This window comes from Streptomyces sp. NPDC004752 (assembly GCF_053601275.1).
The window spans coordinates 1-18,271 of the sequence record NZ_JBSGBN010000110.1; the positions used below are offsets into that span (position 1 = coordinate 1).

At 72.8% G+C, this 18,271-nt stretch carries 11 protein-coding genes and 1 pseudogene; 8 read left to right on the forward strand and 4 right to left on the reverse strand.

What is annotated here, in order from left to right; genetic code table 11:
- Positions 1–53: 53 nt before the first annotated feature.
- The 3 genes and pseudogenes from ACWEKM_RS34145 to ACWEKM_RS34155 all read right to left on the reverse strand — a co-directional run bounded on the left by ACWEKM_RS34145 (position 54) and on the right by ACWEKM_RS34155 (position 1,469).
- Entirely contained in the window at positions 54–245 is a 192-nt protein-coding gene (locus ACWEKM_RS34145) for a hypothetical protein (protein WP_451625144.1), read from the reverse strand.
- A 35-nt stretch (positions 246–280) separates the two neighbouring features.
- Positions 281–805, reverse strand: a complete 525-nt coding sequence (locus ACWEKM_RS34150) for a hypothetical protein (protein WP_451625145.1) — start codon at positions 803–805, stop codon at positions 281–283.
- A 54-nt stretch (positions 806–859) separates the two neighbouring features.
- Positions 860–1,469: pseudogene (locus tag ACWEKM_RS34155) on the reverse strand (carboxyltransferase domain-containing protein).
- Between the two features lie 236 nt (positions 1,470–1,705).
- Between ACWEKM_RS34155 and ACWEKM_RS34160 the strand changes: the two are divergent.
- From ACWEKM_RS34160 to ACWEKM_RS34170, 3 genes are all read left to right on the forward strand, one after another.
- Positions 1,706–3,232 (forward strand): hypothetical protein, encoded by a 1,527-nt coding sequence (locus ACWEKM_RS34160; protein ID WP_451625146.1) that lies wholly within the window; start codon positions 1,706–1,708, stop codon positions 3,230–3,232.
- 52 nt (positions 3,233–3,284) lie between these two features.
- On the forward strand, positions 3,285–4,163 hold the full coding sequence (locus ACWEKM_RS34165; protein ID WP_451625147.1) for a hypothetical protein: 879 nt from the start codon (positions 3,285–3,287) through the stop codon (positions 4,161–4,163).
- A 63-nt stretch (positions 4,164–4,226) separates the two neighbouring features.
- On the forward strand, positions 4,227–8,930 hold the full coding sequence (locus ACWEKM_RS34170) for a hypothetical protein (protein ID WP_451625148.1): 4,704 nt from the start codon (positions 4,227–4,229) through the stop codon (positions 8,928–8,930).
- A 337-nt stretch (positions 8,931–9,267) separates the two neighbouring features.
- On the opposite strand, the gene ACWEKM_RS34175 is transcribed toward ACWEKM_RS34170, so the two are convergent.
- Positions 9,268–9,804, reverse strand: a complete 537-nt coding sequence (locus ACWEKM_RS34175) for a hypothetical protein (protein ID WP_451625149.1) — start codon at positions 9,802–9,804, stop codon at positions 9,268–9,270.
- Positions 9,805–10,224: 420 nt separating this feature from the next.
- Here ACWEKM_RS34175 and ACWEKM_RS34180 point away from each other — a divergent pair, with 420 nt between their 5' ends.
- Genes ACWEKM_RS34180 through ACWEKM_RS34200 form a run of 5 tightly spaced genes read left to right on the forward strand, consistent with a single transcriptional unit; the run spans position 10,225 to position 18,153 of the window.
- Positions 10,225–13,089 carry a nitrate- and nitrite sensing domain-containing protein gene (locus tag ACWEKM_RS34180; RefSeq protein ID WP_451625150.1) on the forward strand — a complete coding sequence of 955 codons (2,865 nt, stop codon included), beginning with the start codon at positions 10,225–10,227 and terminating at the stop codon, positions 13,087–13,089.
- The gene (locus ACWEKM_RS34185; RefSeq protein ID WP_451625151.1) at positions 13,086–13,520 is read left to right on the forward strand and encodes a roadblock/LC7 domain-containing protein; all 435 of its coding nucleotides are present in this window, start codon (positions 13,086–13,088) and stop codon (positions 13,518–13,520) included. The genes ACWEKM_RS34180 and ACWEKM_RS34185 overlap by 4 nt, the downstream gene beginning before the upstream one ends.
- 9 nt (positions 13,521–13,529) lie before the next feature.
- Positions 13,530–13,925: a DUF742 domain-containing protein gene (locus ACWEKM_RS34190; protein WP_451625152.1), complete on the forward strand. Its 396-nt coding sequence runs from the start codon at positions 13,530–13,532 to the stop codon at positions 13,923–13,925.
- Positions 13,926–13,949: 24 nt separating this feature from the next.
- Positions 13,950–17,567, forward strand: coding sequence for a hydantoinase B/oxoprolinase family protein (locus tag ACWEKM_RS34195; RefSeq protein ID WP_451625153.1), 3,618 nt, complete (start codon positions 13,950–13,952; stop codon positions 17,565–17,567).
- On the forward strand, positions 17,548–18,153 hold the full coding sequence (locus tag ACWEKM_RS34200; RefSeq protein WP_451625154.1) for a GTP-binding protein: 606 nt from the start codon (positions 17,548–17,550) through the stop codon (positions 18,151–18,153). The genes ACWEKM_RS34195 and ACWEKM_RS34200 overlap by 20 nt, the downstream gene beginning before the upstream one ends.
- The last annotated feature ends 118 nt before the right edge of the window (positions 18,154–18,271 follow it).

The window sequence follows — 18,271 nt, forward strand, 5'->3', positions numbered from 1 at the left end:
CGAACGGCTCGCACCCTTGGCCATGCACCCACCGGGACCGAGAGGTCACAACCCTACTCGTGAGGGCTGCAGAAAGGATGGTCCTCTAATGAGCGGCGCCGCACGGCCATGAAACGGACCGGGGTGCCAAGCATCGCTCGCGCGGCGGCCGGCAGGTCGGCGGCGCGGACCACCGCGATCACCGGGTAGCCCCCGGTGATCGGGTGGTCCGCGAGGAAGACCACCGGACGGCTGTTCGGTGGCACCTGGACCACCCCAGGACATGCCCTCGCCGGGCAGGTCACCGACCCGAGCCCGTTCCAGGGCGGGCCCCTTTGTGCGCAGCCCGATCCGGTTGCTCGCGGACGACACCCGGTACACCCGTGCCGCGAAGTCGCGCACGGTCCGCGACCATTCGCGGCGTGAACCAGCCGTCGCGCGGCCCCGGCATCACGCGCAGCACGAGTTCGGCGGGCGGGCGCGGCTGTGGGGCGACGCCCACGCGCGCGTGCGGACCCGAGGCCGCCCAGGGGGCAGCACCATGCCGTCCGCGAGCGCCGCCGGCCCCAGCCCGGACGGCAGATCCGTGGACCAGCTGCCGCGGACCGTCGGCTGCCGTGGACCGGCTGTCGTGGATCGGTTCTACGTCGATGCCGTCGGACGCGGCCACATGGGCGCGCACCCCCAGGTCGGCCGTCCCGACCTCCAGCAGCCGCCCGGCCGGTACCACCACCGACGCGCCCCAGTCGGCCGGCCGCCCACCCGAACGGGGCTCGGCGTGCCCTCCCCCCGGCCATGACGGCCATCGAACGGGGACGCACGGCACAGCCGTTGAGGGTGGTCAGCGCCCCCTCCTCGACCACCACGAGGGCACGGTCCGTCATGCCGTGCCCACCGGCACGAAGCGGACGCGCGCGCTCAGAGTGGGCAGGGTGGCTGGTACGCGCGCGTGGTCCCACAGGACCGCGTCCGTCGTGCCGATCAGCTGCCGGCCGCCCGGTGATGACCGCGGGTACACGCCGGTTCAAGGACCGGCCGGCGCCACGGACCAGGCCGGAACGGCGGTGCGCGGGGTGTCCCGGCGCACCGCCGCACGTCGTAGCGGGCGGGGCAGGCCGGTGAGGGAGCCGAAGCCTGGGGCGAATCCGTAGAAGACGACGGTGAATTCGGCGGCCGCGTGGATGCGGGCCGCCTCCGGCTCGGCCACGCCCCAGCAGGCGGCGACCGCGGCCAGGTCCGGGCCGTCGTAGCGCACCGGCCGGGTCACGCACGGTACGCACGCGTGCGGGGGCGGGCGGCACCTCGGCCGCGGTCAGTTCACGAGTCCAGCCGGACGGGTCGGTCAGGCCGTCGAGCAGCACGGTACGGGTCGCCGGCACGATCTCGTCGACGACCAAGGAGCCCTCCACGCGGCGGCGCGGGAGCGGCCGGAGAGTCGACCGCGGAGGGCAGGCGGAGGCGCGACTGAGGAGGGCGGGCGGAGAGACGATCGAGGTGAGCGGCCGGAGAGTCGGCTGAGGAGAGTTGTTGGAGAGCCGACCGCGGAGAGCTGGCGGCGAGTCGGCTGGGGAGAACGGCCGGGAGCGTGGGCCCGGGCCGAACAGCCGGGAGCGGGGGCCGCCGCGCGCAGCCAGGGTGCGGGCCGAGGTCGTCTCACGCCCCCGTGACGGCCGTCGCTTCCGCGCCGTTTGGGTCGTTGTCAGACGGAGGACCTAGTCTGTGCACCGTGACTTCGCCTGCATCGACGGACAGCGTTCCGCCCCAGCTCAGCGCGGGGCCGCGCCCGGCCCCGGGCCCGGCCGCCGACGAGGGGCTGGCGCGGCGGCTGCGCGCGCTCGCCTGCACCGCGCCGCTGCACGACCTCGACGCACGCAAGGCCAACCTCGCGGGCGAGTACTCGGTGTACGGCATGGCGGAGGTGGCCCTCGCCGCCATCGACCTGATCACGCTCAACATGGACTTCGACACGGGCGCCGACCATGAGCAGATCGTCGCCCGGCTCGTCCCGCGCATCTTTGCCCAGGCTCCGCGCCGCCCGGTGGCCGAGCACGAGCGCGTGGCCCGCTGGGTCCTGGAGAACCTGCTCAACGTCGGCAGCGTCGACCGCGGCTTCCGTGCCGCGTACGGCACATTCGCGCCGGACGGCACCTACGTACGCCGGGATTACGACTTCAAACTCATCGAGGAAGTCCCCGGACCAGGCGGAACCGTCTACCTCCGCACCACCGACGAGGCCGTCAACGTCCTGGTCGGCGCCCTCGACACGGACGTCACCAGCGCCCAGATCGCCGCCGAGGTCAAGCTGGAGGTGCTGATCAACCGCGGCCGCCTCGCCGACGCCCAACTCGCCGCGGAACAGGCGCGCTACCGGACCGTGCAGTACTCGGAAACGTTGCGCAGGTCCCTGGAGGCCACCCGGCGCAACGTCCGAGCGGTGGACTGGCTGAACGCCGTACCCGACATGATCGCCGAGGCCCTGGGCCATGTGGCCGACCGCTACCGCCACGAGAACGCCATCCTCACCAACATCCGCAAGGCGCGCGACGAGTCCGAGGACCCCGAGCACAAGCGCCGCGCCGCCGAACTGGTCGACATCGTCAAGGACTGCATCCGGCGCCACACGCAGCTCCAGTCCCGGCTGCTGGAGGCGGGCCCGCTGTTCCGCGCCGAACAGGACCGGCAGGCATTTGCCGCCCCCCTGACCACCTCGGGCATGGACCTGTACGGCCACCTCCTTGCCCCCGTCCTCCCGCTGCCCGTGGAGCGGGCGGTCCGGGTCACGGACGCCTTCTTCGCGCGTGGCACCGGACTGCGCACACCGGTGTCGGTACGGGTCGGCGACCTCGTCGACCTGCTGCTCACCCCACCCGTGGAGCGGGAGCACCTGGGCGCCGAGATGCCCGAGCCCGACCTGATCGCCACACCGGACGACAGCCGGTTCAGCGACGAGCAACTGGCCGCGGCCACAGGACTGCTGGACCTGCCGGCGGATGCCCCGCGCCGGCTGTCCGGACTGCTCGCCGAGGCACGCCGACAGGACCCCGATCTGCCGTACCTGGTGGCGCTGTTGGCCGTGCACGCGGCCAGCCCGCCGGTCGGCACCGCCTACCGCCAGGGCGAGGAGAAACTGCTGTTCGCCGTGGACGACGGGGCGGAGTTGGACGACCCGGAGTTCGGCGGCGCCGATCTGATCGTCGGCACGGCCCTGTTGGACTCCGCGGGCATGGCGGCCGACCGGACGGAGGCGGCATGACCGGATCCGACCGTCCCACCCGCCCAGGCCAGCGCAGCAAGGAGCCCCGACCGTGACCGAGCACGCCGACTGGAGCGAGCCCGAGCCCGCCGCCGTGCCCGGTGGCTCCGTCGTCACCCCCGCCGACGTCGCCGACGCCGCCCGGCTCGTCGCCTTCGGGCTGCAGCCCAAACTGCAGCCCGCCCGCGACCAGGAGTACACGGAACTGCTGCGCCGCCACCGCGAGGACCCGGCGTTCGCACGGCTCGCGGACGCCGTGGCCACCGGGCTCGGCCTGGTCGTACTGGAGGTGTCCCCGCGCGCGGGTATGGCGGTGACCGCCGCCGAGGACTCCGTCTTCGCCGTGCGCATGGGCGACTACGCCCGCCGCACCGCCGCCGACTCCGGAGACCGGTTCCTGCACGGCCTCGCCCATCTCGCGGTCGCCGCGCTGGCCTTCCCCCGCCCGGAGGACCTGGCCGACGACGGCTACATCGGCCGGGTCTCCGTCAACGGCGTCGACGCGTTCGTACGCCAGGCATGCCGGCGCCTCGAAGAGCGGGCCGCGGAGCAGGGCGAGAACACCGACCCCGCCACCGACGCGCCCGGCCTGGAGGCCGCTTGGCGGATCTGGATGCGGCGCAGCTCCACCGGCGCCACCAAGGACGCCCGCCGACTGGCCGGTTCCACCACCGGCATCGTCGGCAAGGCGGTCGCCTTCCTCACCGACTCCGGATTCCTGCAGAGAACCGGCGACGACAACGGCGGCACCTACCGCACCACGGCGCGCTACCAGCTCCAGGTCCGCGACATGGCTGGCGCCTCGGCCATGGCCGAACTGCTCGAACTCGGCGTCGTCCCGGTCACCGACGGCACGGCCGGCCTGCTGCCCCCCGCGGACACCGACGACCTGGAACTGGTGGCCGACGCCGGGCTGCCGTTCCACTCCTGACGGCCCGGCCACCGCACCCTTCCGTAACCCTGCCCCTTTGAAGCCCTTTCACGAGAGTCCGCCATGTACGAGCTGTCCCGGGTCCGCCTCTACTCCATCGGTCCCGCCGGTGCGCGCTACGCCGACACCGTGCTCGACCTGCGGGGCGTGGGCGATCCGGTGCCCGACCCCGCCCCCACACAGGCGGAGTTCTTCGAGGAGGAGCCGGTCGGCCCACCGCGCCGCCCCGCGCCCGCGGGCGTGCTCTTCCTGGAGAACGGCGGCGGCAAGTCGGTCCTGCTCAAGCTGATCTTCTCGGTCATGCTGCCGGGCCACCGCAACACGCTCGGTGGCGCCAGCTCCGGCGTGCTGCGCAAGTTCCTGCTCGCCGACGACTGCGGCCACGTGGCCCTGGAGTGGCAGCATGTGCAGACCGGCGCATGCGTCGTCGTCGGCAAGGCCAGCGAGTGGCGCGGACGGCAGGTCTCCAACGACCCGCGCAAGTTCGCCGAGGCGTGGTATTCCTTCCGGCCGGGCCCCGGCCTCAGCCTCGACAACCTCCCCGTGGCCGAGTCCACGGCCGTACGCCCGCCCGTCGAGGGACAGTCGGGCGCCCAGGGCCGTCGGCGCACCATGAAGGGCTTCCGGGACGCCATCACCGAGGCGGGCAAGGCGTATCCGCACCTGGAGGTGCACTGGGAGGAGATCCACGAACGCTGGACCGAGCACCTGGGCGACCTCGGCCTCGACCCCGAACTCTTCCGCTACCAGCGGGAGATGAACGCCGACGAGGGCGAGGCGGCCGGCCTGTTCGCGGTCAAGAAGGACTCCGACTTCACCGACCTGCTGCTGCGCGCGGTCACCGACACCCGGGACACCGACGGCCTCGCCGACCTGGTCGGCGGCTTCGGCAACAAGCTGGGCCGACGCGCCGAACTGATCGCCGAACGGGACTTCACCGCCGGGTCGGTCGACCTGCTCGGGCGGATCGTCGAGGCCGCCGACGCCCGCGCACGCGCGCGTGACATCCACGCCGGCGCCGAGCGCCGCACCCGCGGCCTCGCCCGCCGGCTGTCCGCGCGAGGCGTCGTGGAACGGGCCAGGGCCGCCGACCTCGCCCAGCGGGTCACGGCCGCCGCATACGCCGTCACCGAGTCCGAGGGCGCGCGCGAGCGCAGCGCGCTCATCGCCGCCGAACTCGCCTACCGACACGCCTCACTGGCGCTCGCCGTCGGCGAGAAGTCGGCCGCCGCGCAGAAACGCGAACTGGCCGACGCACGCACCCTGCACTCCGCCTGGCAGGCGGCCGAGGCCGTACTGCGCCACCGCGCCGCCGCCGACCGCGTCGCGCGCGTGGCCGCCGCGATCCAGGAGGCCGAACGGGACGCCGCCCCCGCCCTGGCCGCCCGCGCCAAGGCCGCCGTGGACCTCGTACGGGCCCTGCACACGGCCGCCGAGAGCGCCGAGAACCTCGCCAACGAGGGGGAGGAGCGATCGGCCGCCCTCCAGGAGGCCGGCGAGTCCGCGTACCGGGATTCGACCGCCGCCGCCACCGAGGCGCAGCGCGCCCGCAGCGAGATCGGACATCTCAGACAGCGGCTGACCGAGGTCGAGCAAGAGACCGCCGAGGCGGTGCGCGCGGGCTGGCTCGACGACAGTGCCCCCGACGCGGACCCGGCCCGCGCTGCCCTCGCGGCCAGCGACGCCGAGAAGACCGCCGTGGCCGCCTGGGACACGGCCCGGGACGCGGCGCGCAAGGCGGCGGACCACGCGCGCGAAGCCGCGTCCGCCGAGTCCCGCGCCGAGCTGACGGCCGCCCGCGCCGCGGACGCGGCGACCTCGGCCGAGCGCGCCCACCAGGCCGAGCGCCACATCGCCGAGGCGCTGGCCGCCGAGGAGCGGCTGGGCGAACTGCTCAGTCTGCCGGGCATCCAGGGTGGCAGGCGGGCCGCGGTGCCCGCACCGCGCGGGGGCGGCGACGCCGCCCAGGCCCCGGAACCGGGCCCGGCGCCCGGCGTCCCCGCCGAAGCCGCCGCCGCGGACGGCGCCCGCCCCGGTGGCGACGGCCCCCTCACCCCCGAGGACCTGGACCGCTGCGCCGACGACTTGCGCGCCCTCCTCGACGACTCCGTCTCCTTTGCCGAACGGCACCTCTTCGAACTGCGCACCGCCGCCGCCGACGACGCCCGCATCCTCGGGGCGCTCGGCGACGGCGGACTGCTGCCGCCCGGCCCCGACGTGCTCGCCACCGTCGAGTTCCTCGGCGAACACGGCATCCCCGCGCTGCCCGGCTGGCGCTACCTCGCCCAGGCCGTCGACCCGGCTGACCACGCGCGTGTGCTCGCCGCCCGCCCCGAGCTGGTCGACGGCGTGATCATCACCGACCCGGACACACATGCGCGGGCCCGCGAGACCCTCGGGGACGCGGCACTGCTGCCGCGGTCCGCCGTGGCCGTCGGCACGGCCGCCGCCCTGCTCGCCCCGACCCCCGTCACCGACGCGAGCGCCGGCGAGGTGTTCCTCGTACCGCCGAACCCCGCCATGCACGACGAGTACGCCGCCGACGAGGAACGGCAGGCGCTGCGCGCCCGGGCGGCCGAGCGGGACGAGGAGATCCGCGCGCTCGCCACCCGGCTCGCCAAGGACCGGGAGCTGGCCGCGCGGCTCGCCTCCTGGCGCACCGGCTGCCCGGCGGGACGGCTCGTCGAACTGGCCGGGGCCGCCCGGGACGCGCGGGTGTTCGCCGAGGAGTCCGAGGCGGAACTCGCCGAGGCCAGGACCGCACGCGCCGAGGCCGACGAAGCCGCCGCCGAGGCCGCCCAGGCCCGCGACGAACGCCAGGAGGCCGCGCAGAAGGCCCGGCGCGCCGCCGACGCGCTCGCCGGGCTTGCCTTCCGGCTGCGCGAGCGCTCCGGCTGGCAGGCCAAGCTGCGCGAACTCGCCGACGAGGCCGCCGAGTCGGAGGCCCGCGCCCAGGCATGCCTGGAGCGCGCCCGCGCCGCCGACGAGGACCGCCGCGCCGCTCAGCGCGCCGCCGACGACGCCCGCCGCACCGCCCGCGCGCTGCGCGCCGAGCGCTCCGAGATCGCGGGCGCACCCGACGACGTGCCCGCCGCCGAGGAAGACAGCGACGCCTCGAAAGCGTCCCTGCCGGCCCTCCGCGAGGCATACCGTGCCGCCTCCCAGGTGTACGAGAAGGTGGGCGTAGGCGCCGATCTGCGCGCCGAGCAGGCCCGCGCGGAGAGCGACGAGAGCGCGGCCCGCGCCGAACTGGACCGGCTCAGCAACAAGGTCCGCACCCGGGCCGAGCAACTGCTGCAGTCGCCCGACGGCTCTGACGGCCCCTCCCGGCAGGCCGCCGCCGCGCGCGCCGAGGAACTGGTCCAGCTCCTGGAGACCCGTATGTCCGCCGCGAGCGAGCAACTGGGACGGCTGCGCGGCGAGGCCGAACGGCACGCGCCCGAGGACGGCGGGACGCACACCGAACTGCCCGGGGAACTGGTCCCGCGCGACGCCGAGCACGCCCAGGCGCTACTGCGCACCGCCATGACCGAACTCGGCTCCCGCACCGAGGCATTGGCCCAGGCCCGCGACGCGCACGCCGAACTCCTGGCGGCCCACCGCATGGCCGAGGACGCCGTCGGAGGCTTCGACGAGGTCGCGGCCATGCTCCGCGACCTGCTGCGCGAGCACGCCGCCGACGAGGAACAGGAGGCACCGGAGCCGTACCCCGGCTCCCTGGAGGAGGCCAGACGGTCCGCCGCGGAGGCCCGCCGTTCGCTGCGCGGCTGCGCCGCCGACCTGTCCGCCGCCGAGGCCGCCGTGCGCGAGGCCAGTGACATCCTGGTCCGGCACGCCAACTCCACCCGTTACGAGCAGGTGCGCACCCCCGCCAGGCAGCAGATCCGCGAGCTGCCCGCCGCCGCGCTGCCCGAGCACGCCCAGAAGTGGGCGGACGCCTTCGCCCCCCGACTGCGGGTCCTCACGGACGAGTTGGCGCAGCTGGAACGCAACCGCGACTCGATCGTGGACCGGCTGCGCGGACTGGTCGAGTCGGCGCTCGCCACCCTGCGCTCCGCCCAGCGGCTGTCCCGGCTGCCCGAGGGGCTCGGCGAGTGGTCCGGGCAGGAGTTCCTGCGCATCCGCTTCGAGGAGCCGGACCAGGCCACGCTCACCGAACGGCTCGGCGAGGTGATCGACGAAGCGACCCGGGCCGCCGTGAAGAAGAACTCCGACCTGCGGCGCGACGGCATGTCCCTGCTGCTGCGCGGGGTCGCCGCCGCGCTACGGCCCAAGGGCATCGCCGTCGAGATCCTCAAGCCGGACGCCGTCCTGCGCGCCGAACGCGTCCCCGTCGGACAGATGGGCGATGTGTTCTCCGGCGGCCAGCTGCTCACCGCCGCGATCGCCCTGTACTGCACGATGGCCGCCCTGCGGTCGAACGACCGGGGCCGCGACAAGCACCGCCACGCCGGCACCCTGTTCCTCGACAACCCCATCGGCCGCGCCAACGCCACCTATCTGCTGGAACTGCAGCGTGCCGTGTCCGACGCGCTCGGCGTGCAACTGCTCTACACCACCGGCCTGTTCGACACGACGGCACTGGCCGAGTTCCCGCTGGTCATCCGATTGCGCAACGACGCCGACCTACGAGCCGGGCTGAAGTACATCAGCGTGGAGGAACACCTGCGGCCTGGACTGCCGCAGCAGGCCACGGCTGGGGAAGCGGTGCACAGCGAGATCACGGCGACACGCATGTTCAAGCGTCCGGCGCCCAGCACGCCGTGACCGCGAGAGCAGGTGCGCGCCGCGGGCCGTCGGCGGGCGTCCGCGGGGCCGGTCGGCGGCGTGCCGGGCGTCGTCAGGGAACGGGTCCGGAGGGGTCACCCCCGAGTTGTGCCGGCAATCACACGCAGAAGGCGCCGATGCGGTGTTCGCCGGGGACCAGTACGAGGGAGGCTCTCTCGCCCGCTATGAACGCGACGACCACAGGGTTGCATGCCTTGCCATCGACTTCCCCAACCCCTTCCCGGTTGCTACGGTCCTGACGCGAACTCGCCCCTGGCGACGACCGGGTCGCCCCCCGCACTGTCACGGAGCGCCGACCCGCTCGCCGGGGCCGGACTCAGGAGTGCGACAGCTGGCCGGTGCCGCCCCGCCTGCGTATCCGCTCCTGTTCCCGCGCGGCGGTCTTCGCCTGCCGGCGGGCGGCGCGCCGCTCCCGGCGCAGCGACCGCGCCGTACTGCTCGGCACCGACACCACGCCAGCGCGCTGGTTCCAGACCTGGCGCGTCACCCAGACGTCGAGAACGCTCCAGGTGGCCGCCACGGTGCTGGCCACACTGCTGATCACCATCGGGAAGGCCAGCCAGGACCCGGCCATCGTGCACAGGAAGGCCACCATCGCCTGAATCAGCGTCACGGCGATGATGATCACCGCCCGCACCGCCGCCGTACGCACCGGATCCGGCATCCGGCGTCTGCGCGCGGGCTCCTCGACCCACAACGGCCGGTACGCCGAGTGTCGTTGTGCCCCGGGGGCTTCGGCACCCCGCTCCCGCGACGGAGCGCGCCCACCCGTCGCCTCCGGGACCCGCCGCCCCGTCCGGCGCCCCGCCACGCCGCCTTCATCTGGCGCCTCGCGCCGCTCCGCCGTGCCCATCAACGTGTCCTCCCCACCGCCGGCAGACCCCTCGCTCCGATGCCCCGAGGCACCGGCTCCCCTGTGGTTGCCCGGCTTGCGCTGTTTTACGCCGCCAGGATGGTGGATGCGGCTCCTGTGGTCGATTCCGCCCCCATTTCCCGTAGAGAAGGACGAACGGAGCGTCCCGAAGATTCCCGACCCCCGAAAGATTTCGGCCAACCGGTCCGGTGTATCGAACCGGACGCTCGAACCGCGGCAGCCGGAACCGAGGTGGCAATCTCCCGTAATGCCCGGACAACTCGCCATGTCCCCGAAGCGAAGGTGAAGTTCAGGCTCCGGACACGCCTTCGAGTTGACCGTGTGACGGTAGTAGGCTCGCGCCGTTTGTTGACGCACCTGTGCACCCCCGTCCGCAGGGGGACCGAGCTGGGGGAGGCCATGCGCTTTCGCGGGAAGTCGATCCGCCGGAAGATCGTGGCGCTGCTTCTCGTGCCGCTGGTGTCCCTGGCCGCCATCTGGGCCTTCGCGACCGTGCTCACGGGACAGGGAGTGGCCCGGCTCATCACCATGTCGTATGTGGTGGAGAAGATCGAGTACCCCACCGAGGACACCGTCCGCGCGCTGCAGCAGGAACGCCGCCAGACCCTCGTCTACCTCGCCGACCCGCGCGCCGCCGACGCCCTCGGCGCCCTGCACCGCACCCGGACCGCCACCGACTCGGCCCTCACGGAGATCCGGAAGAACGCCGAGAACTCCGACGTCCGCGACAGCATCGACGCGGGCGACGGCGAACGCCTCACCGCGGTCCTGGACGCGTTCGACGGCGTCAACTCCCTGCGCCGCAGCGTCGAGGACGGCACGGTCACCCGCCATCAGGCCCTGGACCTCTACAACCATGTCATCGACCCCTGCTACTCGCTCCTGGCGAGCCTCGACGGCATCGACGACGTGGAGATGGACACACAGGCCCGCGCCCTGGTCAACATCAACCGCGCCCGCGAACTCTTCTCCCGCGAGGACGCCCTGCTCGGATCCGCCCTGGTGGTCGGCAGGCTCTCCCGGGACGAAACCCGCGACATCTCCGAACTCGTCGCCCAGCGCACCCTCCTTTACGACATCACCCTGCCGCTGCTGCCGCCGTCCGAACGCGACCGCTACGACCGGTTCTGGAGGAACGCCACCACCGCGCCGGTGCGCGCGGCCGAGGAGGCGGTCATCGGTTCCGGGGCCGGCACCCCGAACGACGTCAGCGCCAAGAGCTGGGACGCCGCCGCGGGCACCGTGCTCGAAGAGCTGCGCACCCTTGACGACGAGAGCGGCGACCGCTATCAGGACCGCACCCGCCCCGTGGCGTTGAGCGTGATCATCCAGGCGGCCGTCGCCGGGCTGCTCGGACTGGCCGCGCTGCTGGTCTCCCTGGTCCTTTCCGTGCGCGTCGGCCGCCGACTCATCCGCGATCTGCGGCAACTGCGCCTGGAGGCGCACGAGGCGTCCGGCGTCCGGCTGCCCAGCGTGATGCGCCGCCTGTCCGCGGGTGAAAAGGTCGACGTGGAGACCGAGGCCCCGCTCCTGGAGTACGGCAAGAACGAGATCGGCGAGGTCGGCCAGGCACTGAACACCCTCCAGCACGCAGCCGTCGAGGCCGCCGTCAAGCAGGCCGAACTGCGCGCCGGGGTCTCCGAGGTCTTCGTCAACCTCGCCCGGCGCAGCCAGGTCCTGCTGCACAAGCAGCTCACCCTGCTCGACACCATGGAGCGCAGGACCGAGGACACCGACGAACTCGCCGACCTGTTCCGCCTCGACCACCTCACCACCCGGATGCGCCGGCACGCCGAGGGCCTGGTGATTCTCTCCGGCGCCGCCCCCTCGCGCCAGTGGCGCAAACCAGTCCAGCTGATGGATGTCGTCCGCGCCGCCGTCGCCGAGGTCGAGGACTACGAGCGCATCGAGGTCCGCCGGCTGCCGCGCGTCGCCGTCACCGGCCCGGCCGTCGCCGACGTCACCCACCTGGTGGCCGAGCTGCTGGAGAACGCCACCGTGTTCTCCCCGCCGCACACGGCGGTCCAGGTCTTCGGCGAGCGGGTCGCCAACGGCTTCACCCTGGAGATCCACGACCGGGGCCTCGGCATGGCCGCCGAAGCACTGCTGGAGGCCAATCTCCGGCTCGCCGAGACACCGGAGTTCGAACTCTCCGACACGGACCGGCTCGGCCTGTTCGTGGTCAGCCGTCTCGCCCGGCGCCAGAACGTCCGCGTCTCCCTGCAGCCGTCCCCCTACGGCGGCACCACCGCGGTGGTCTTCATCCCCGACGTGCTGCTGACCGACGACGTCCCCGACACCAACGGCGTCGGCTTCCGCCTCGACCGGGAACGGCGCGCCGACGCCGCCGAACAGGAGAAACGCCGGGCCGCCCTCGCCCAGGTGCAGCTGCCGGGCCTGCCCGCGCCGGTCCTGGACGGTCCCGTCGAACTGGAGGCGCCCGTCGACCGGGGCGCCCTCGACGACTTCCCGGTCGCCCTCACCGACGAGCACAACGAACGCGGCGGACTCTTCCGCGCCCGCCGCTCCCTCGTCCATGTCGATGATGACGAGGTCGCGGGTCGAACCGGTGCGGATCATCGGCAGCCCTCCGGCACAGCGGACCGGGCGGGGACGGACGACCCGGCGGGGACGGACGACTGGGCGGGGACGGACGACCGCCCCGACGCCCCCGTGCCGCTGCCCCGCCGACGGACGCCCAAGCTGGTCAGCTCGCACGGTCGGCCGATCAAGGAGCGGCGCTCCCGCCGGGGCGAGGAGAACGAGCCGTCCCCGGCCGACCCGCCCGGCGCCGACCCCCGTCCGGAGCCGCTGCCCTCCCGACGCCGGAGCGAGACGTCCCCGCGTTCCGGCAGCGCACCCGCGACCCGTTTCGACGCGCGCGCGGAATCCTCGGCCGAGGGCCCGGAAGAGCCGTCCGAGGCCCCCAAGCTCCCCCGGCGGACCCGCCGTCCGGAGAATGGCTCCGGCGACGGCCGGGGCGGCACCGCCCCGCCGACGGGCGGCGCACCGCAGGAGACCGGATCCGGCACGGGACCGCTGCCGAGGCGTGTACGGCAGACCAGCCTCGCGCCGCAGCTCAAGCAGGGTCCCGCACGACGGCCCGGACGTGAGACGGAACCCGTCGACCGCGATGCCGAAGAGGTGCGCAGCCGGATGGCCTCGCTCCAGCGCGGCTGGCAGCGTGGCCGGGAGGAGAACGCCGCGGGCGACGGAGCCCGGAACAGCACAGCACAAGGAACGACTAAGGGGGACGGTCGATGACCGCACCAAAGGCGACCGGCCACACCGCACCGGACAAGGGTGCGCTCAACTGGCTCCTCGACGACCTCGTCGACCGGGTCGCCAGCATCCGCAAGGCCGTCGTGCTCTCCGGCGACGGACTGGCCACCGGCGTGTCCAAGGACCTGACCAGGGAGGACAGCGAGCACCTGGCCGCCGTCGCCTCCGGATTCCACAGCCTCGCCAAGGGCGTGGGCCGACACTTCGAGGCGGGCAGCGTCCGTCAGACGATCGTCGAACTCGACGAGGCATTCCTCTTCGTCACGGCGTCCGGCGACGGCAGCTGCCTGGCTGTCCTCTCCGACGCCGACTCCGACATCGGCCAGGTCGCCTACGAGATGACGCTCCTCGTCAAGCGGGTCGGCGCGCATCTTGGCACCGCCCCGCGCACCGATCTGCCCGCGGGTGGGTAGTGGGATGACATGAGCGGAGACGGTCAGGGAAGAAGCCACTGGTTCGACGACGAGGCCGGACCGGTCGTCCGTCCGTACGCCATGACGCGCGGCCGCACGACCAGCGCCGGCCAGCACCGCCTCGACCTGATCGCGGTGGTCGTCACCGAACCCCACACGGACGATCCGGAAGCGGACCAGATGCTGTCCCCGGAACACGTGGACATCGTCGAACTCTGCCGGGGAACCCCCCAGTCGGTCGCCGAACTCGCCGCGGAACTGGACCTGCCCGTCGGCGTGGTGCGGGTCCTCGTCGGCGATCTCGTGGCCGAGGAACTCGTCCACGTGACACGTCCCGTACCCCCGGCGGACCTGCCGGACGAGAGTATTCTGCGCGACGTGATCAACGGCCTCCGGGCGCTGTGACCGGCGCGGAAGCGGAGAAATGACGTGACAGGCTGGCAATTCTGGGTCGACCGGGGCGGTACCTTCACCGACATCGTCGCGAGGCGCCCGGACGGCCGCCTGCTCACCCACAAACTGCTGTCCGACAACCCCGCGCGGTACACCGACGCGGCCGTCGCCGGCGTACGCGAACTCCTCGGCGGCTCCCCGGAACCCATCGAGACCGTCCGCATGGGCACGACCGTCGCCACCAACGCGCTCCTGGAACGCAAGGGCGAGCGCACCCTGCTGGTCATCACCCGCGGATTCCGCGATGCCCTGCGCATCGCCTACCAGAACCGCCCGAGCATCTTCGCCCGCCGCATCGACCTGCCCCAGCTGCTGTACGAACGCGTCGTCGAGGCCGACGAGCGGATCGCGGCCGACGGCACCGTGCTGCGCGCACCCGATCTGGACGCGCTGCGGGGGCCGCTCCAGGAGGCGTACGACGACGGGATCCGCGCCGTCGCCGTCGTCTGCATGCACAGCCATCTGCATCCCGCCCACGAGGAGGCGATCGGCGAGCTGGCCGCCCGCACCGGCTTTCCGCAGATCTCGCTGTCCAGCGAGGTCAGCCCCCTGATGAAGCTCGTCCCGCGCGGCGACACCGCGGTCGTCGACGCCTACCTGTCGCCGGTGCTGCGCCGCTACGTCCAGCATGTCGCCGACCAACTCCACGGCGTGCGGCTGATGTTCATGCAGTCCAACGGCGGGCTCGCCGAAGCCGGGCAGTTCCGCGGCAAGGACGCCATCCTCTCCGGACCGGCCGGCGGAATCGTCGGTATGGCCCGCATGTCGCAGCTCGCCGGCTTCGACCGGGTCATCGGCTTCGACATGGGCGGCACCTCCACCGACGTCTCGCACTTCGCGGGCGCGTACGAACGCGTCTTCACCACGCAGATCGCAGGCGTCCGGCTGCGCGCGCCCATGCTGGACATCCACACCGTCGCCGCGGGCGGCGGCTCTGTCCTGCACTTCGACGGCTCCCGCTACCGGGTCGGGCCCGACTCCGCGGGCGCGGACCCCGGACCCGCCTGCTACCGCGGCGGCGGCCCGCTCGCCGTCACCGACGCCAACGTCATGCTCGGCCGTATCCAGCCCGCCCACTTCCCCCATGTGTTCGGCCCCGAAGGCGACCAGCCCCTGGACGCGGCGCTCGTCCATGACCGGTTCACCGCCCTCGCGCGCGAGATCCGCGAGCGGACCGGAGACGACCGCACCCCCGAACAGGTCGCCGAGGGCTTCCTGCAGATCGCCGTCGCCAACATCGCCAACGCCGTGAAGCGGATCTCCGTCCAGAAGGGGCACGACGTCACCCGCTACACCCTCACCACCTTCGGCGGGGCGGGCGGGCAGCACGCCTGCATGGTCGCCGACTCTCTTGGTATCCGCGCCGTCCTCGTGCCCCCCATGGCGGGTGTTCTCTCCGCGCTCGGCATCGGCCTCGCCGACACCACCACGATGCGCGAGCAGTCCGTCGAGGCCCCCCTGGAGGCCGCCGCCATGCCGGGCGTCCGCAAGACCGCCGACGACCTGGAGACCGCCGCCCGCGCCGAACTCCTGGCCGAGGACATCCCGGAGGACCGCATCGAGGTCACCCGCCGCGCCCAGCTCCGCTACGACGGCACGGACACCACCCTCACCATCGAGCTGACCGAGCCCAACACCATGAGGAACGCCTTCGAAGAACGTCATCGCGCCACGTACTCCTTCACCCTCGACCGTCCCGTCGTGATCGAAGCCCTCTCCGTCGAAGCCACCGGCATCACCCAACCCCCGGATCTGTCCGCCCTCGCCACCTACGAGGGCCGCGCCGCCGCCCCTGCGACCGTCCGCCTCCACACCGGCGGTGCCTGGCGCGACGTACCCCTCCACCGCCGTGAGGCGCTGCCTCCCGGACGGATCGTCACCGGCCCCGCGATCATCACCGAGGCCGGCGCGACGACCGTCGTCGACGACGGCTGGAAGGCCGCGACGACCGACGACGGGCATCTGGTCATGGAACGCACGGCGATTACGCAGAGTTCCGATCTCGACACGAAAGTCGATCCGGTCCTGCTGGAGGTCTTCAACAATCTGTTCATGTCCATCGCCGAGCAGATGGGTGCCCGGCTGGAGTCCACGGCCCAGTCCGTCAACATCAAGGAACGCCTCGACTTCTCCTGCGCCCTGTTCGACCCGGACGGAAATCTGGTGGCCAACGCCCCGCACATCCCCGTCCACCTCGGCTCGATGGGCACCAGCGTCAAGGAAGTCATCCGCCGCCGCGGCGACTCGATGAGGCCCGGCGACACCTACGCCGTCAACGACCCCTACCACGGCGGAACCCACCTGCCGGACGTCACCGTCGTCACGCCCGTGTTCGACACGGACGGTGACCAGATCCGCTTCTACGTCGCCTCCCGCGGCCACCACGCCGAGATCGGCGGCATCGCACCCGGCTCGATGCCCGCGAACAGCCGCACCATCGAGGAGGAAGGCGTCCTCTTCGACAACTGGCTGCTCGCCGAGGACGGCCGTTTCCGCGAGGAGGAGACGCTGCGCCTGCTCACCGAGGCGCCGTACCCCACCCGCAACCCCGGGACCAACCTCGCCGACCTGCGCGCGCAGATCGCCGCCAACCAGAAGGGCGTCGACGAGGTCGGCCGCATGATCGAGGACTTCGGGCTCGACGTCGTCCAGGCGTACATGCGGCACGTCCAGGACAACGCCGAGGAAGCCGTCCGCCGTGTCATCGACGCGCTGGACGACGGGGAGTACGCCTACGAGACCGATTCGGGTGCCGTCATTCGGGTACGCGTGCGCGTGGATCGCGTCGGCCGCGCCGCGACCATCGACTTCACGGGGACGTCCGCGCAGCTCGCCACCAACTTCAACGCGCCGTTCTCGGTGGTCAACGCGGCGGTCCTGTACGTCTTCCGTACCCTCGTCGCCGACGACATCCCGCTCAACGACGGCTGTCTGCGCCCTCTGGAGATCATCGTGCCGGCCGGCTCGATGCTCGCGCCCGAGCCGCCGGCCGCCGTGGTCGCGGGCAACGTCGAGACCTCCCAGGCCATCACCGGCGCCCTCTACGCGGCGCTCGGCGTTCAGGCCGAGGGCTCCGGGACCATGAACAACGTCACCTTTGGCAACGAGCGGCACCAGTACTACGAGACCGTCGCCTCCGGGTCCGGCGCCGGTGACGGCTTCCCTGGGGCGAGCGTCGTGCAGACCCACATGACCAACTCGCGGCTCACCGACCCCGAGGTCCTCGAATGGCGACTGCCCGTGCAACTCGACGAGTTCGCGATCCGACAGGGCAGTGGCGGAACGGGACAGTGGCCCGGCGGGGACGGCGCGGTGCGCCGCATCCGGTTCCACGAGGCCATGACCGTCTCCACGCTGTCCCAGCACCGCAGGGTCCCGCCCTACGGCATGGCGGGCGGCAGCCCGGGCGCGCTCGGCGCCAACCGGGTGGAGCACGCCGACGGCTCGGTCACCGAACTCGGCGGAAGCGACTCGGCAGACATCGGCCCAGGCGATGTACTCGTCGTCGAAACCCCCGGTGGCGGCGGCTACGGCCGGCCGGCACCACACCCCCATCAAGCAGGAGAACAGATCGATGATCTTCGGGCGTTCTGAGCGCGACAAGCCTCCGGTCGAGCCCGTCACGCTCAAGATCTTGGTGGGCGGCGGCTTCGGCGTGGGCAAGACGACCCTCGTCGGCGCCGTCAGCGAGATCAGGCCGCTGCGCACCGAGGAACTGCTCACCGAGGCGGGGCGTCCGGTGGACGACACCAGCGGCGTGGAAGACAAGCACACCACCACGGTGGCCATGGACTTCGGCCGGATCACGCTCCGCGAGGACCTGGTGCTGTACCTGTTCGGCACCCCCGGCCAGGAGCGGTTCTGGTTCATGTGGGACGAGTTGTCCGAGGGCGCGCTCGGCGCGGTCGTCCTCGCCGACACCCGCCGCCTGGAGGACTGCTTCGCCGCCGTCGACTACTTCGAACGGCGTTCCATACCCTTTGTCGTCGGCGTCAACTGCTTCGAGGAAGCCGCGCGTTACCCCGCGGCGGACGTCCGCCAGGCCCTCGACCTGGACGATGACGTGCCGCTCGTGCTGTGCGACGCCCGCGACCGCCGGTCGGTCAAGGAGGTGCTCATCGGAGTCGTCCAGCACGCGATGGCGTACGGTGCCGAGCGCGGGAAGCCCGTCACCACGTGATGAGATCCGCCCACGGCCCGTACTCCGGCCGGGTACGGGCCGTGGCCCTTGTGCTGCTCCACGCGCGCGTGCGCGCTCTCGGGGGCACACACGCGTGGACCACGACCTCGGCCGGCCA

Bases quoted from the DNA above. Each gene is read 5' to 3' on its own strand.
- ACWEKM_RS34170 (WP_451625148.1), top strand. From the start codon at position 4,227: ATGTACGAGCTGTCCCGGGTCCGCCTCTACTCCATCGGTCCCGCCGGT.
- ACWEKM_RS34175 (WP_451625149.1), bottom strand. From the start codon at position 9,804: ATGGGCACGGCGGAGCGGCGCGAGGCGCCAGATGAAGGCGGCGTGGCG.
- ACWEKM_RS34180 (WP_451625150.1), top strand. From the start codon at position 10,225: ATGCGCTTTCGCGGGAAGTCGATCCGCCGGAAGATCGTGGCGCTGCTT.
- ACWEKM_RS34185 (WP_451625151.1), top strand. From the start codon at position 13,086: ATGACCGCACCAAAGGCGACCGGCCACACCGCACCGGACAAGGGTGCG.
- ACWEKM_RS34190 (WP_451625152.1), top strand. From the start codon at position 13,530: ATGAGCGGAGACGGTCAGGGAAGAAGCCACTGGTTCGACGACGAGGCC.
- ACWEKM_RS34200 (WP_451625154.1), top strand. From the start codon at position 17,548: ATGATCTTCGGGCGTTCTGAGCGCGACAAGCCTCCGGTCGAGCCCGTC.